The organism is Ruegeria sp. PrR005 (assembly GCF_010500245.1).
Taxonomy (GTDB): Bacteria; Pseudomonadota; Alphaproteobacteria; order Rhodobacterales; family Rhodobacteraceae; genus Ruegeria_B; species Ruegeria_B marisflavi.
In genome coordinates, this window is the sequence record NZ_JAAGOX010000001.1 from 120,892 (window position 1) to 135,711 (window position 14,820).

General features: G+C 65.4%; 16 protein-coding genes. 8 read left to right on the forward strand and 8 right to left on the reverse strand.

Features of this window, described 5'->3' with window-relative positions:
* Positions 1 to 73 precede the first annotated feature (73 nt).
* Genes G0P99_RS00560 through dusB form a run of 3 tightly spaced genes read right to left on the reverse strand, consistent with a single transcriptional unit; the run spans position 74 to position 3,452 of the window.
* Positions 74 to 1,447: a sigma-54 dependent transcriptional regulator gene (locus G0P99_RS00560; RefSeq protein ID WP_164126717.1), complete on the reverse strand. Its 1,374-nt coding sequence runs from the start codon at positions 1,445 to 1,447 to the stop codon at positions 74 to 76.
* Positions 1,447 to 2,526, reverse strand: a complete 1,080-nt coding sequence (locus G0P99_RS00565) for a nitrogen regulation protein NR(II) (protein ID WP_164126719.1) — start codon at positions 2,524 to 2,526, stop codon at positions 1,447 to 1,449. The genes G0P99_RS00560 and G0P99_RS00565 overlap by 1 nt, the downstream gene beginning before the upstream one ends.
* On the reverse strand, positions 2,523 to 3,452 hold the full coding sequence (gene dusB, locus G0P99_RS00570; protein WP_239059625.1) for a tRNA dihydrouridine synthase DusB: 930 nt from the start codon (positions 3,450 to 3,452) through the stop codon (positions 2,523 to 2,525). Before dusB ends, G0P99_RS00565 begins: the two co-directional genes overlap by 4 nt.
* Positions 3,453 to 3,689: 237 nt before the next feature.
* Between dusB and G0P99_RS00575 the strand changes: the two genes are divergently transcribed.
* The 4 genes from G0P99_RS00575 (at position 3,690) to G0P99_RS00590 (ending at position 7,129) form a co-directional block, all read left to right on the forward strand.
* Entirely contained in the window at positions 3,690 to 4,823 is a 1,134-nt protein-coding gene (locus G0P99_RS00575) for a bifunctional 2-C-methyl-D-erythritol 4-phosphate cytidylyltransferase/2-C-methyl-D-erythritol 2,4-cyclodiphosphate synthase (protein ID WP_164126723.1), read from the forward strand.
* Complete coding sequence (locus G0P99_RS00580; RefSeq protein ID WP_164126725.1) at positions 4,820 to 5,317, forward strand: phosphatidylglycerophosphatase A; 498 nt, start codon at positions 4,820 to 4,822, stop codon at positions 5,315 to 5,317. Before G0P99_RS00575 ends, G0P99_RS00580 begins: the two co-directional genes overlap by 4 nt.
* Complete coding sequence (locus tag G0P99_RS00585; RefSeq protein WP_164126727.1) at positions 5,314 to 5,829, forward strand: CinA family protein; 516 nt, start codon at positions 5,314 to 5,316, stop codon at positions 5,827 to 5,829. Before G0P99_RS00580 ends, G0P99_RS00585 begins: the two co-directional genes overlap by 4 nt.
* A 118-nt stretch (positions 5,830 to 5,947) precedes the next feature.
* Positions 5,948 to 7,129, forward strand: coding sequence for an ammonium transporter (locus G0P99_RS00590; protein ID WP_164126729.1), 1,182 nt, complete (start codon positions 5,948 to 5,950; stop codon positions 7,127 to 7,129).
* 165 nt (positions 7,130 to 7,294) lie between these two features.
* Here the strand turns inward: G0P99_RS00590 and G0P99_RS00595 are convergent, their stop codons facing one another.
* Entirely contained in the window at positions 7,295 to 8,590 is a 1,296-nt protein-coding gene (locus tag G0P99_RS00595) for an MmgE/PrpD family protein (protein ID WP_164126730.1), read from the reverse strand.
* Positions 8,591 to 8,636: 46 nt separating this feature from the next.
* Positions 8,637 to 9,083 carry a type II toxin-antitoxin system RatA family toxin gene (locus tag G0P99_RS00600; RefSeq protein WP_164126731.1) on the reverse strand — a complete coding sequence of 149 codons (447 nt, stop codon included), beginning with the start codon at positions 9,081 to 9,083 and terminating at the stop codon, positions 8,637 to 8,639.
* A gap of 74 nt (positions 9,084 to 9,157) precedes the next feature.
* Between G0P99_RS00600 and hpt the strand changes: the two genes are divergently transcribed.
* Both hpt and G0P99_RS00610 read left to right on the forward strand, forming a co-directional pair.
* Positions 9,158 to 9,700 (forward strand): hypoxanthine phosphoribosyltransferase, encoded by a 543-nt coding sequence (hpt, locus tag G0P99_RS00605; RefSeq protein ID WP_164126732.1) that lies wholly within the window; start codon positions 9,158 to 9,160, stop codon positions 9,698 to 9,700.
* A gap of 101 nt (positions 9,701 to 9,801) precedes the next feature.
* Positions 9,802 to 10,158, forward strand: a complete 357-nt coding sequence (locus G0P99_RS00610; protein WP_164126733.1) for a hypothetical protein — start codon at positions 9,802 to 9,804, stop codon at positions 10,156 to 10,158.
* Positions 10,159 to 10,160: 2 nt separating this feature from the next.
* On the opposite strand, the gene G0P99_RS00615 is transcribed toward G0P99_RS00610, so the two are convergent.
* Entirely contained in the window at positions 10,161 to 11,021 is an 861-nt protein-coding gene (locus G0P99_RS00615) for a LysR family transcriptional regulator (protein ID WP_164126734.1), read from the reverse strand.
* Positions 11,022 to 11,122: 101 nt separating this feature from the next.
* Here G0P99_RS00615 and G0P99_RS00620 point away from each other — a divergent pair, with 101 nt between their 5' ends.
* Positions 11,123 to 11,599, forward strand: a complete 477-nt coding sequence (locus G0P99_RS00620; RefSeq protein ID WP_164126735.1) for a cytochrome c — start codon at positions 11,123 to 11,125, stop codon at positions 11,597 to 11,599.
* A 55-nt stretch (positions 11,600 to 11,654) separates the two neighbouring features.
* Positions 11,655 to 12,539, forward strand: a complete 885-nt coding sequence (locus G0P99_RS00625) for a cytochrome c (protein ID WP_164126736.1) — start codon at positions 11,655 to 11,657, stop codon at positions 12,537 to 12,539.
* On the opposite strand, the gene G0P99_RS00630 is transcribed toward G0P99_RS00625, so the two are convergent.
* Both G0P99_RS00630 and lipA read right to left on the reverse strand, forming a co-directional pair.
* Positions 12,517 to 13,689, reverse strand: coding sequence for an amidohydrolase (locus G0P99_RS00630; RefSeq protein WP_164126737.1), 1,173 nt, complete (start codon positions 13,687 to 13,689; stop codon positions 12,517 to 12,519). The two genes, G0P99_RS00625 and G0P99_RS00630, sit on opposite strands and share 23 nt — an antisense overlap.
* Positions 13,686 to 14,636 carry a lipoyl synthase gene (gene lipA, locus G0P99_RS00635; protein WP_164126868.1) on the reverse strand — a complete coding sequence of 317 codons (951 nt, stop codon included), beginning with the start codon at positions 14,634 to 14,636 and terminating at the stop codon, positions 13,686 to 13,688. Before lipA ends, G0P99_RS00630 begins: the two co-directional genes overlap by 4 nt.
* Positions 14,637 to 14,820 lie beyond the last annotated feature (184 nt).

Here is a 14,820-nt window from a genome sequence, read left to right on the forward strand (position 1 = left end):
TTGCGCGACGAACCGCCATATTTCGTGGTCCTTGCCGGGATGCGACCCGGATGCCACGCTTTGTGTGGCGATATTACATCAGTTTGCGGCGGCGTGTCACCTGTATATCGAGATCGGTGATCTTCTTGCGCAGCGTATTGCGGTTGATCCCGAGAAGATCGGCGCATTTCGCCTGATTTCCGCCCGAAGCCTCCAGCGCGATCTCGATCAGCGGCGCTTCGACTTCGCGCAAAATACGCTGATACAGGCCCGGCGGCGGCAGCATATTGCTATGCAGATCGAAATAGCGCCGCAGGTGACGCGCCACCGAGGCCGAGAGTTTTTCGGAATCACCCCGCCCGCCGAGTGCCGGCTCAAGATCCGGCTGATTGCCCAGAACTTGCTGCGCCTCGGCCCGGGTGATTTCCTCGGCCCGGCTAATCAGCGAAAGCCGCCGCACCGCATTTTCCAACTGCCGGACGTTGCCGGGCCAGGAATAAACACGGAAGAACTCGGCCGCGTCCTTGCTCAACCAGCGTTTCGGCCCGCCCTCGCGTTCAGCCTTGGCCAGGAAGTAGTCGGTCAACAGCGGAATGTCGTCGACACGTTCCCGCAGCGAGGGCACATGGATCGGCGCCCCGCATAGCCGGTAATAGAGATCCTGCCGGACCTTGCCCCGTTCCATGGCCGTCGCCATGTCCGTCTGGCTGGTCGCCATGAACCGCGGCACATAATCGCCCGGCGCATCCATCATCCGGACGATCCGCGCCTGAATCTCTTCGCTGATATCGGCAATCTCGTCGATCAGCAGCGTCCCGCCCTTGACCCGCGCCAGAACCCGGACCGGGCCTTCCAACTCTTGCAGGTCCGAGGCCGTGACGGTGACAAAGGGCAAGGTCCTGCGGTCGGAGAAATCGTGGATAGTGCGCGCAATCAGCGACTTTCCGGTGCCGCTCTCGCCCGAGATCATCACCGGCAGATCGGTGTTCATCACCTTGGCCACCAGCCGGTACAGCGCCTGCATCATCGGGGTCCGCCCAACCAGCGGCAGCTCATCGGGTCTTTCGTTGACCTCTTCGACCTGCCGCCCGGGCGAGGCGCGCCTCTTGTGCTCCAGCGCCCGCGCCGTCCGCTTCATCAGGTCCGGCAGATCGAAGGGTTTCGGCAGATAGTCATAGGCCTCGGCCTCGGTCGCCTGAATCGCGGTCATGATCGTGTTCTGCGCCGAGATCACGATCACCGGCAGCCCGGGCCGGTCCTGAGATATCTTCGGCAGCATCTCCAGCCCGTTGCCATCCGGCATGATCACGTCCGAAATCACAACATCGCCTTTGCCCTCGGCCACCCACCGCATCAGCGTGGTCAGGCTCGAGGTCGCATGCACCTTGCACCCGGCGCGCGTCAGCGCCTGAGTCAGAACCGTCCGGATCGTCCTGTCGTCATCGGCAACAAGAACCGTACCATCCATCAGTTGTTCTCCTTCTCCTGGCGCCCTTTCGGAACGCGCTGCAACGACAGCCGGAACACTGTGCGGCCCGGCACCGAGTCGACGGAAATCCAGCCGTCGTGGTCGGAAATGATCTTGCTCACCAGCGCCAGGCCCAGCCCGGTGCCATTCTCGCGCCCGGACACGAACGGGTCGAAGATATCGGCGCGAATGTCGTCCGGCAGACCCGGCCCGTCATCGGCCACCTCGATCTGAAGCGGCAGCGAATGGCCGGATCCATCACTGCGGCGCAGGCGAAACGAATGCTCGAAATAGGTCCGCAAGCGGATGGTGCCGCCACCCGGCGCCGCCTCGGACGCATTCTTGAGCAGGTTCAGGATCACCTGCAACAGCTGGTCGGGGTCGCCATAGGCCAGCGGCAGCGAGGGATCGTAATCCTCCACGATGCTCATATGCGCCCCAAATCCCAAGAGCGCCGACCGCCGCGCCCGGTCCAGCACGTCATGTATGTTCACCGGCTTGAAATCCGGCGTGCTCAGGTTGCCGAACTGCTCTACCTGCTCCAAGAGCTTCACGATCCGGCGGCTTTCCTCGACGATCAGATCGGTCAGCTCCAGATCCTCGGCCGCCAGGTTCATGCTGAGAAGCTGCGCCGCCCCGGTGATCCCCGCCAGCGGGTTCTTGATCTCATGCGCCAGCATCTCGGCCATGCCGATGGCCGATTGCGCCGCCGATTTCACCGAATGGCTCTGGGTCATGCGACCGGCCAGCTCGCGCGGGCTGACCAGCATCAGCATGGTGCCGGGGCGGCCCACGACAGGCGCGATCTGTAGCCCGCATTGCAGCGGCGCGCGGCTGCCCGACCCCACGTCGATGTCATTGACAAACAGCGGTGTGCCCTGCTTGCGTGCGCGCTCAAACGCCTGCTCGATCGGCGCGTCGATGGCCAGCTGGTCCCAGATCGGGTAGCCCAGCACCGATTTGCGCGAGGCGTTCAGAAACCCTTCGGCAGCCGAGTTCACATCGGCGATCCGGTCATTCTCGTCGATCAGAAAGGCCGGAACCGGCAGCGAGGTCCAGATGGCGCTGTCCTGGATCATGCCGCGGCCTCCGTTCCGGCAACCAGCGCATCCGCCAACAGGTGGATCACCGTGGCCGGGTCGCGGCTGGTCAGAACCGCCTTGCGCAAGGGGGCGGGCGTGCCCGCCTCGTCCATGTACCAGCCCAGGTGCTTGCGCGCGACGCGCAACCCCAGGTCCGTTCCGTAGAAGGACAGCATCGCCTCGTAATGCCGGATCACCATATCGGCCAGCGCCAGGCCACGCGGGATCTCGGGCGCCGGCGAGCCATAGAGCGCGTTTGAGATTTCGGCCAGCGCCCAGGGCCTGCCCTGCGCACCCCGCCCCACCATCACCCCATCCGCGCCCGATTGCGTCAAGGCGTCCCGTGCGGTAGCGGCATCGACTATGTCACCATTGGCGATCAGCGGCACGCTCACGGCCTCGCGCACGGGGCGGATCGCCGCCCAATCCGCCTGGCCTTTATAGAACTGGCAGCGGGTGCGCCCGTGGATGGTCACCATTTGCACCCCGGCCCCTTGCGCCCGGCACGCCACGTCGGCGGCATTCATCAGATGTTCGTCCCACCCCAGGCGGGTCTTCAGCGTCACCGGCACAGACACCGCCTCGACCACCGCCTCGATCAGACGCAGCGCATGGTCGGGCGTCTTCAGCAGGGCCGAGCCGGAATAGCCGTTCGTCACCTTCTTGGCCGGGCACCCCATGTTGATGTCGATGATCCGGGCGCCCCGATCCGCCACCTGGCGCGCCGCCTCGGCGATCCAGTGCACCTCGCGCCCGGCCAGTTGCACGGCGGTGTTCTCCACATCCGCCGACAGTTCCGCACGCTCGCGCACGCCCGGTTTGGCCTGAACCATCTCCTGGCTTGCCACCATTTCGCTGACAACCAACCCGGCGCCGAACTCCATGACCAGGTCGCGAAACGGCCGGTCGGTGATTCCGGCCATCGGCGCCAGCAGGACCGGCGAGGTCAGTGTTTTCTCTCCAAGATGCAGGGTCACGTCTGCCTAATCCTTGCGCAGTTGAACCAGAGGTAATGAGGTCACGCCCTTTGCACAATGAAACCGCCGGGCTCAAGGCGGAAGAAATATGCAACTGCACATTTTTTAATCAACTTACGCCGGGTGATTGCCACCGAACACGTCACCTCATAAACATCGGCCCGAATAACCCCGAGGATTTCCATGACGACTGCCGCCATCATCGTCGCCGCCGGGCGCGGAACCCGCGCCGGGGGCGACTTGCCGAAACAGTGGCGTATGCTGGCGGGCCGCCGGGTGGTCGACTGGACGCTCGAGCGTTTCGCAATCCCGCAGATCGGCCATGTCGTGCTGGTCCTGAACCCTCAGGATCGCGCTGAATGGGCCGAGTTTTCGCAACAACCGCTGATCCTTGCCCCCGGTGGCGCCGACCGCGCGGGATCGGTGCGAAATGGGCTCGCGGCGCTCGACGGGCTGGGCATCACCAAGGTGCTGATCCATGACGTGGCTCGGCCCTGTGTCTCGCCCAAGCTGATCGGCGCCGTCCTGAAAGCGCTCGACAGTCACACTGCGGCGGCCCCTGGCCTCGCGGTGACCGACGCACTCTGGACCGGTGCAAACGACCTGGTCACCGGCACCCGCAGCCGCGACGGCCTCTATGCCGCGCAGACACCGCAGGGGTTTCGCTATGACGCGATCCGCGCCGCCCATGCCGCCCATCCGGGCGGCGCCGCCGACGATGTCGAGGTCGCCCGCGCCGCCGGGCTGGACATTGCCATCGTGCCGGGCGAACCGGATAATCTGAAAATAACCCGGCCCGAGGATTTCGCCCGCGCCGAACGCATATTGAGGCAGGACATGGATGTAAGACTGGGCAATGGATATGACGTGCACCGGTTCGGCCCCGGCGATCACGTGATGCTCTGCGGGGTGCGGGTACCGCACGAGCGCGGCCTGCAAGGGCATTCCGATGCCGATGTCGGAATGCATGCCGTGACCGACGCGCTTTATGGCGCGCTGGCCGAGGGCGACATCGGCCGCCACTTCCCGCCGTCGGACCCGCAATGGAAAGGCGCGGCCAGCGAGATCTTTCTGCGTCACGCCGTCGATCTGGTGCGTGCGCGTGGTTTCACTGTGTCCAACATCGACTGCACGCTGGTCTGCGAATACCCAAAGATCGGCCCGCATGCCCTTGCGATGCAAGCAGAAATGGCCCGCATCATGGGGCTGGATCCGACCCGGATATCGGTCAAGGCCACCACGTCCGAGCGGCTGGGCTTCACAGGTCGCGGCGAAGGCATCGCGGCGCTGGCCACCGCCTGTCTGGTGCGCAAATGAACGCGGCCCAACTGATCGCCACCGTCGGCGGTGTCGGCTACCTGCGCCCCGCACCCGGCACCTGGGGTTCGCTGGCGGCGCTGCCGCTGGCCTGGCTCATCCATCAGGCGGGCGGCTTCCCCGCCCTGGCCCTGGCGACACTAGCCGCGTTTCTCGGCGGCCTTTGGGCCACCGGCGTGATGACCGCAGGACGGGACGACCATGACCCCTCCGAGATCGTGATCGACGAGGTCGCCGGTCAGTTCCTGGCGCTCTGGGCTATCTCGCTGCCCGCCTGGCTGCATGGGCTCGACATCTCGGTGCTCTGGCCCGGCTGGGTCTCGGCCTTTGTCCTCTTTCGCCTCTTCGACATCACCAAACCCGGCTGGGTGGGCCGCGCCGACCGGCGCGGCGATCCTATGGGCGTGATGCTCGACGATATCATCGCCGGGGCTTTTGCCGCCATCGGCACCGCCCTGCTCGCAGGGCTCTCTCACGGAGTGCTGGGCCTGTGACCGTTGCCGCTCTTCTCGACCGCGCCAAGGCGCAAAACGTCACCATCGCAACAGCGGAAAGCTGCACGGGCGGCATGGTCATGGCGGCGCTCACCGACATTGCCGGCAGTTCCGCCGTGGTCGATCGCGGCTTTGTCACCTACACCAACGCCGCCAAACGCGACATGCTGGGTGTGCGTCAGACGACGCTGGACGCCCATGGCGCCGTGTCCGAGGAAGTGGCCCGCGAAATGGCCGAAGGCGCGCTCGATTTCTCGCGCGCCACGCTGGCTGTCGCGATAACCGGCATCGCCGGGCCCGGCGGGTCCGAATTCAAGCCCGAAGGCCGGGTCTGTTTCGGACTGTCGGGCGAAGGCTTCGCCACCGAAACCGAAACCGTCGAGTTCGGCGCCCTGGGCCGCGACGCGGTGCGCCGAGCCGCCCGCGACCATGCGCTGGCCCTGCTGGACCGGGGACTTTCCCTGATCGACCCCAAAACAGGCAAACAGCCAGAACAGCCGCGCAAAAATTAATCACTTTGACAAAAGCGTCATTTTTGGGCGCCCCGGCACCCACCTGCCTCTTTTTCCCGCGCCTGATTTCCGCTCAACCGCTCTCACCACTCGTTTTCGCAGCAAAGGAGAGCGGCCCATGAACGGAGCCGATACCGCCTGGATCATCGTGGCCACGGCCCTGGTCCTCTTCATGACCCTGCCCGGCCTTGCCCTGTTCTACGGCGGCCTCGTGCGCGCCCGCAACGTGCTCAGCGTGTTCATGCACTGTTTCGCCATCGCCTGCCTGATGAGCATTCTGTGGCTGGTGGCGGGTTACTCGATCGCCTTTGGCGGCGGCACATCAGGTCTCTGGGGCGGATTGGACAAGGTGATGCTGGCGGGCGTGACCGCCGACAGCCTCAGCGGCACCTTGCCCGAGATCCTCTTCTTTGCCTTCCAGATGACTTTCGCCATCATCACCCCCGCCCTGATCGTCGGCGCTTATGTCGAGCGGGTGGGTTTCGGCTTTGTCCTCACCTTCTCGGGCCTCTGGATGCTGCTCTGCTATGCGCCGGTGGTGCATTGGATCTGGGGCGGCGGCATGCTGGCCGATGGCGGCATCTTTGGCGAGACGGGCGTCAAGGATTTCGCCGGCGGCATCGTCGTGCATGAAACCGCCGGTTTGGCGGCCCTTATCATCGCCGTCTTCCTTGGGCCGCGCCGCAACCGCACCACCCCGCCGCACAATCCCGGCTTCGTGATGATCGGCGCGGCGATGCTGTGGGTGGGCTGGTTCGGTTTCAACGGCGGTTCGCAGCTGGCCGCCGATGGCGGCGCCGCCATGGCGCTGACCGTCACCCATATCTCCGCCGCCACCGCCTCGCTCAGTTGGGCGCTGTGGGAACGGATCAAATACGGCAAGGCCTCGCTGGTGGGTCTGGTCACCGGCACCATCGCAGGTCTCGCCTCGATCACCCCCGCCAGCGGCTTTGTCGGCCCCGCCGCAGCACTTCTGATCGGCGCCGTCGCCGGGATCCTCTGCCAGGAGGCGGTGAACCTGGTGCGCAACTGGCTCAAGATCGACGACACGCTCGACGTCTTTGCCGTGCACGGGGTCGGCGGTATCTTTGGCACGCTCATGATCGCCCTGCTTGGCGCTGGCAGCTGGGCCGCGCAGCTGGGCGGGCTGGTGATCGTGGGTGTCTTCACGGCCGTTGTCACCATCGTGTTGATCAAGGTGGTTGCGCTCATCACCCCGCTTCGCGTAGATGCCGAGACTGAAACAAACGGGCTCGACCTCTCCGTCCATGGCGAGCGGGCCTATGACATGAGCAGCTGAGCCCACCTCGGCGCGCTCGCTCGCCCGAACGGGCAAGAAGCGGACCCTTCCCGGGTCCGCTTTTTTCATGGGCCGCGACCATTCAAACCGGTCGCGCAGGCCCTCCTTCCTCTTGCCGATAAATATCCCCGCCGGAGGCATCGCGCACCCCGCGCGATACCCGCGTCACCCCACCGCCAGGCGCGCTGCCAAGTCAGCGGCCCGCCCGCCGGTGCGCAGCATGGCCCAGATCTCGTCGGCCACCCGCCCGCCGATCAGCTTGACGGCCTTGGCCCGCACCCGCTCCTCGCGCGCGGACAGGGTCATCGGTGCCATCAGATCGTGCTCCGCCTCCTGCCGCACACCGTCGCGTCTGAGCAGCTCCAGATGCGCCTGGGTCTCGCTCAGGCTGTCATCGGCCCGCACCTCGATCTTCTCGCGCAATGCGACCAGCCGCGGATCGGCGCACACCGCATCCGAATAACTGTCCAGCCGCGCCGTATCGTGTCCAAGCGCCCGCATCGCCAGCACCGTGGTGTAAGAAAACTTGGCCCCCAGCCCCGTGGTGGGTGCTGGCTGGTTGCACACGCTCATCCAGCGCGGATGGGTGCGCACTGTCAGCGCCGCCACCTCGGGTTCCGCGATATCCAATCTACGCGCCGCCTCCAGCACCGCATGCAATCCGTGGCAGCAGGCATGGAACTTGTGGCTGACCTGTTCAAACAGCCAGGTCTCGCCCAACCCCTCCAGCGCCGAAAGGTCCCCCGCTCCGTGATGGGTCGCTCCAAACCCGAAACTGCCCTCCATCGCGTCCGGATTGGCGACAAATCCGCGCCGCACCAGTTGCACCGACTCGATCCCGGCCGCCGCCGCAATCCCCGCGTTATAGGGCTTGCCCATGGTGCCGAACTGCGCTTTCAGCCCCGCGGCCCGGGTCGCCGTCAGTCCCAGCGCCTGTGCCATCTGCGCGGCGGTGAACCCGGCCAGACGCCCCGCCGCCGCCGCCGCACCAAAGGCGCCCGCCGTGGCAGTTTGGTGAAACCCGGCCTGGTAATGCCCGCGCCCCAGCCACAGCCCCACGCGCACCGACAGCTCCATGCCCACCAGCGCGGCCTCCAGCAGCTCGACCAGCGCCGCGTCGCGTGCCTCGGCCATGGCCAGCGCGGCCGGAAACACCGCCACCGAAGGGTGGCCGATATGCGCGAAATGCGTGTCGTCATAGTCGAGCGCATGCGACACCGTGCCATTGACCAGCGCCGCGCCGCGCAGCGGCGCCGCGCCCCCTCCGAACAGCCGCGCCTGGCCCGCGCCACCCTCCTCCAGCACCATGTCGCGCACGATCCGCGAAACCGGCTCGTCGGCGCCCGCGCGGCCGACCGCGACCCAGTCAAGGGCGGACAATGACGTGACCAGCCGGGCGGCAGGTGTCGTGGTGATGGAACCGGTGGCGAATTCGGAAAGGGTGCGTGTCAACTCTGGCATGACGCGCAGTCTAGCGTCGGACGGACCCGCGTAAAGAGGTCATCGCTCAGGCGTAAAGCGCCCGTGCCCGTTCCTCGAACGCGCGCACGATCCGGTGCATCGCCTCGTTGAACACGATCCCGATCACCCCTTGCAGCAGGGCGTTCTTGAATTCGAAATCCACATGAAACGACACTTCGCAGCCGCTCCCAGGCGCATCCGCAAAGGCCCAGTCCGATTTCATGTACTTGAACGGCCCGTCCAGATACTCGGTGTCGATCCGCATCTGCGCGGGGAACAGGGTCACCCGGCTGCCGAACCGCTCGCGGAACACCTTGAACGAGATCACCAGATCCGCCTCCATCACCACCGCCTCGCCCGCTGGCGTGGTCCGGCGGATGCGGGCCGCCGCGCACCAGGGCAGGAACTCGGGGTACTTGGCCACATCGGCAACCAGGTCATACATCTGCTGGGCACTATACGGCAGGTGTCGGGTTTCCGAATGTGTGGGCATCGATCCTTGGGCATTTGTTGATGACAATGGCGCGTCATGTCGTATGTTGCGCGCCAAAGATCAAGGGGGCTGCGATGACGGACCGCGCTTATGTGATTGACGAGATGATATCGGCCAAGGCCATCGCGGCCCGGATCGAGGCGCTGTGCCGCGAGATCCAGACCGAGTTCGCCGATACCGACAAGCTGGTCGTTGTGGGCCTGTTGCGCGGCAGCTTCGTCTTCATCGCCGATCTGGTGCGCGAACTCGATCTGCCGATCGAGGTCGATTTCCTCGAAGCTTCCTCCTATGGCGACGCGATGGAATCGAGCCGCGAGGTGCGCATCCTCAAGGACCTGCGCAGCCCGATCGAGGGGCGCGATGTGCTCGTGGTCGAGGATATCGTCGACACCGGCCACACGCTGAACCATGTCACCCATCTGCTGCTCAGCCGGATGCCCAAGCGGTTGAAATCCATCGCGCTGCTGGACAAGCCCAGCCGGCGCGAGGTCGATTTCCGCTCCGACTGGATCGGCTTCGAGATCCCTGATGAATTCGTCGTGGGCTATGGCATCGACTTTGCCCAACGCAACCGCAACCTGCCCTTCATCGGCAAGGTCCGCTTCGTCGAGGGGTAAGGAGCCGCAGTCACGGACTGCGGCCCGCCCGCCATGAAAACCCTTTGATTCAAACACGGTCGGGGCTAGGCTTGGCTTCCCGGCAGAAGGAGGCTCTGGCCATGGCAAAAGGTATGACCGCATTTCTATGCATGCTGTCTCTGGCATTTTCGGCAGGTCTTGCCGAGGCCAAGGATGACAAGGGCAAAGGCAAGGCCAAGGGGGCCGACAAGGTCAAGATTGACAAGTCGAACGGCCCCAAGGTGATCCCACCCGGCCAGATCAAGCGCTACACACGAGGTGCAAAACTCCCCGGCGACCTCAAGTTTGACTACATCGACGACCTCGACAAATGGAAGCTCAAGCCGCTGCCACCCGGTCAGCGCTACATCCGGATTGATGACGATATCGTGTCGATCTACGAGGATTCCCGCACCGTGATCGACGCCGTCGGCATCGTCTCCGACCTGTTGAAGTAGCCTCAGTCCGCGAAATCGGCCGCCCGCGCCTCGAGCGCCTCGCACAATAGTCTGCGAATCCGCATCAGGCGCGGAACATTGGCCAGATCCTCGTGACACGCGACCCAGATCGGCGTGGCCAGGTTGCCCGGCAGGTCGATGTCGATCTGTTCCAGCCTCGGATCCCTGCGCCCCACGAAGACCGGCAGCAGCGCCTTGCCCAACCCCCGGGCGACCAGTTCCCGCAGCACCAGGAAACTGTCCCCCGACGCGACGATCTTGCCCTTGTCCAGCTGCGGCTCCAGCCAGGCCCAGGCGGTGGATCGCCGCATCGGCCCGTCAAACCCGAGCCAGCCCAGATCGGCACGACCGGGCAAGGCATAAGCCGCAAAATGCATGGAAACGGGCGACTCTCCGACCAGCCCCTCGGGCAAGTCCCTTGCGGGTCGCACCGTCAACTCGGCTTCGAGCCGGGACAGGTTAAGGTGACTGTTGGTGGAAATCAGCGACAATTGCAGCTCGGCCGTCTTACCGCACAGCTCCGCCAGAATCTCGGGCAACACCGTCTGGCACAGCGTGTCGGTGGATGTCACCCGTGCATGCCCGCCCAGAGGCGCATCGAGCCCATCGGCCAGGTTACAGACCGAGGTGACCGCCTGCCCAACCTCCCGCGCCGCCGCGATCAGCCGGAGCCGATCAGGACGTAACGCATATCCGCGCGGTGTCCGGTCGAACACCACGGTTCCGACGCTTTCCTCAAACGCCGCGATTCGCCGCAGAACGGTGGCGTGGTTCACCCCCAGCTCACGCGCGGCGCCCGCAACGCTTTGGGCATCCGCGACGGCCAGAACATATTGAAGATCATCCCAGTTCAATCTGTGCAAGAATACGTACCCTTTAGACAAAAACTCTGACTACTCCGAGTTACCATCACAGATAAACTAATCCCTGTCGCCAAATTTCAATCCAACAGTGGAGACGGTACATGTTTTCGAAAGCCAGAATTTCCGTTGCAGCCGCCGCGCTGGTCGCCATGACCGGCGTCGGTTTTGCAGCAAGCCATTCGCAGGGCGAGTTCGCCCGCGAGATCAAGGCGCGCCAGGCGCAGATGACGCTCTATGCCTTCAACCTCGGCATCCTGGGCGCCATGGCCAAGGGCGAGGCGGAATACGATGCCGAGGCCGCCGCGCTGGCCGCCAACAACCTTGCTGCCGCCAAGTCGATCTGGATGCCCACCGCCTGGCCCGCCGGGTCGGACAATGCCTCGGTCGAAGGCACCCGCGCCCTGCCCGCCATCTGGGCCGCCGATTCGGATATTGGCGCCAAGTCCCAGGCCATGGGCGAGGCGGTCGCGGCTCTTCAGGCCGCCGCCGGCACCGATCTCGAAGCGCTGCGGGGCGCGATCGGCCCGGTGGGCGCCTCTTGCGGCGCCTGCCACAAGTCCTTCCGCGCCGAAGAGTGACGCGCGCGCCGGTCCCGGCTAGACTGGGACCGGTATTTTTCAGACGGAGGGGCGGATGCGGCTCTTGCGGATAGGCGCCATTCTGGCGCTCGCCGGACTGGCGGTTTTCTGGCTGCTCACCCGACCCGAACGGCTTGCCCAGGACGCCCTGAACGGCACCACAGGCGATGCCACGCGCGGCGCGCTGGTCTTTGCCGCCGCTGGTTGTGCCTCGTGCCACGCCGCGCCGGGGGCCGAGGGCGAAGCGCGGCTGATTCTGGCCGGGGGCGAGGGCTTTGCCAGCCCCTTCGGCACCTTCTACGCCCCCAATATCTCGCCTTCTCCCGAACACGGGATCGGCGGCTGGAGCGTGCTGGATCTGGCCAACGCGATGCAACACGGCACCTCGCCCGAGGGGCAGCACTATTACCCCGCCTTTCCCTATGTTTCTTATGCCAATGCGGAATTGGGCGATATCGCCGATCTGCACGCCTACCTGATCACCCTGCCCGTGTCGAACACGCCCAGCCGGGCGCATGACGTGGGCTTCCCCTTCAACATCCGGCGGGGCCTGGGGATGTGGAAACAGCTCAATACGGGCAAGGGCTGGGTGATGACCGACCCCGCCGACGACCAGATCGCACGCGGGCGTTACCTGGTCGAGGCACTGGGCCATTGCGGCGAGTGTCACACCCCGCGTGACGCGCTAGGCGGGTTGCAACGTGACAAGTGGCTGTCTGGCGGGCCGATCCCCGGCAGCAAGGGCCGCTTTCCCGACCTGACGCCCAAGACGCTGAAATGGAGCGCCGAGGACATAGCCTATTACCTGGAAACCGGGTTCACCCCCGATTACGACAGTGCCGGTGGCGCCATGGCCGAGGTGATCCAGAACACCGCGCAACTGCCGACCGAGGACCGCGCGGCCATTGCCGCCTATCTCAAGGCGCTGCCTGTGAATTGACCGGGCCGGTCCCCAGCACCGCACGCAGCGCGCGTTCAAAGATACCGGCCCCCACCGGGATCAGCGCATCGGGAAAGTCGTAATCGGGGTTGTGCAATTGCGGATGGTTGCTCCCCGCCCCCAGCCACAGCATCGCGGCCTCGGCCCCCTTGCCGAACTGCCCGAAATCCTCCGAGAATTTCTGCGGCTGCTCCGTCAAATGCAGCGGTACATTCCCCGCACGGCAGGCCTCGGCCAGCAGATCGACTGCGGCGGGATGGTTGGTGCAGGCCTCGAACACGTCGTCATAAGCGATCTCGACCCGTAGCCCGGCCGGTTGCGCATGGGCGCGTACCAGCGCCTCGGCCTCACTCACCAGCGCCGCCATGCGCGCATCGGTGACAGTGCGCAACGTGACCCAGAGCGCGCCCTCGCCCGGTGCCACGCCGAATGTCGGCTCGCCCAGCCGGGCATGGGTCAGCGTGGTCAAGGCAAAGCCATCGTCCAGCGCCCCACCCGGCCCCAGCGCCGCGAGCCGCGGCATCAGCGCGGCCATCACCGCAGCGGGCGACAGCCCATCCTGCGGCGCCGCCGCATGCGAGGTTTTGCCAAAAAGCCGGATCGCCATCCCGCGCGAGGCGCAGTTGGCCGCGCGCGCGCAAAGCTCGACCGCGCCCAGCGGCAATCCCGGCAGGTTATGCAGCGACAGCACCGTATCGGGCGCCACTTCGGCAAAGCGCGGATCGGCCCGCAGCGCCATGGCGCCCTTGCCGGTCTCTTCCGCCGGTTGAAAGATCAGGATCGCACGGCCCCGTGCCGGGCGCCGCGCCGCCAGCGTCTCGGCCACTGCCAGCACAATGACCATATGGCCGTCATGACCGCATAGATGCCCGTGGCCCGGCGTCTCGCTGGCATAGGTCAAGCCGGTCTCTTCGGGAATGGGCAGCGCGTCCAGCTCGCAGCGGATACCGACACTGGGTCCCGCGACGCCGCTGTCAAAGACCGCAACCACCCCGTGCCCGCCCAGACCGGTCAGCACCCGGTCGGCCCCCATGTCACGCAACAGCCCCGCCACCATGGCGGCTGTGTGCGCCTCGGCGCCCGAAATCTCGGGCGCGCGGTGCAGCGTATGGCGCAGCGCCGTCAGCCGCGCCAGATCGTCGGGCGTCATGCCAGACCGAGCTTCTTCTGCCTTGCGTCCCGCAGGCGCGCAAAATCGTCGCCCGCGTGGTAGGACGACCGCGTCAGCGGCGTTGCCGAGACCATCAGGAAGCCCTTGCCATAGGCGGCTTTCTCATAAGACGCGAACTCCTCGGGCGTCACAAAACGGTCAACCCGGTGGTGTTTTGGCGTCGGTTGCAGATACTGGCCGATGGTCAGGAAATCGATATCGGCGGCGCGCATGTCGTCCATCACCTGGCGCACCTGCTGTTCGGTCTCGCCGAGGCCGACCATGATACCCGACTTGGTAAAGATCGACGGGTCCAGTTCCTTGACCCGCTGAAGCAGGCGCAGCGAATGGAAATAGCGCGCGCCGGGGCGCACCTCGGGATACAGGCCCGGCACGGTTTCCAGATTGTGGTTGAACACATCCGGTTTCGCCGCGACGACGACCTCCAGAACCTCGGGCGCGCATTTCAGGAAATCGGGCGTCAGGATCTCGATCGTGGTCGAGGGGCTGCGATGCCGGATGGCGCGGATGGTCTGAGCAAAATGCTCGGCCCCGCCATCGTCCAGATCATCGCGGTCGACGCTGGTGATCACCACATGGTTCAGCCCCAGTTTCTCGACCGCATGGGCCACCCGGCCCGGCTCGAAGGCATCCAGCGCGTCGGGCCGTCCGGTGGCAATATTGCAGAAGGTGCAGCCGCGGGTACAGATCTCGCCCATGATCATCATGGTGGCGTGGCCCTGGCTCCAGCATTCGCCGACATTGGGGCATCCGGCCTCTTCACACACGGTGACCAGATTGTTGTCGCGCATGATCCGGCGGGTATCGGCATAGCCCTTGCCCCCCGGCGCCTTGACCCGGATCCAGTCCGGTTTCTTGGGTTGCGCCTGGTCGGGGCGATGCGCCTTTTCGGGGTGGCGCTGCTCGGGGATCTTCAGGTCACGCACGGGCGGGTTTCCCTTGGCTGAAACGGTTGCGGCACCCTCTAACATAACGCGGCGTAACAGGTAAGACCATGGCTGCATGGCCGCCATGCATTTGCCATGCGGCACGATGCTGCACATGCAGCATTTCCACGGTTGAAGCCGATCTGGAATCGCTCTAACCCTCGCCCGACCAATTGAATTTCCA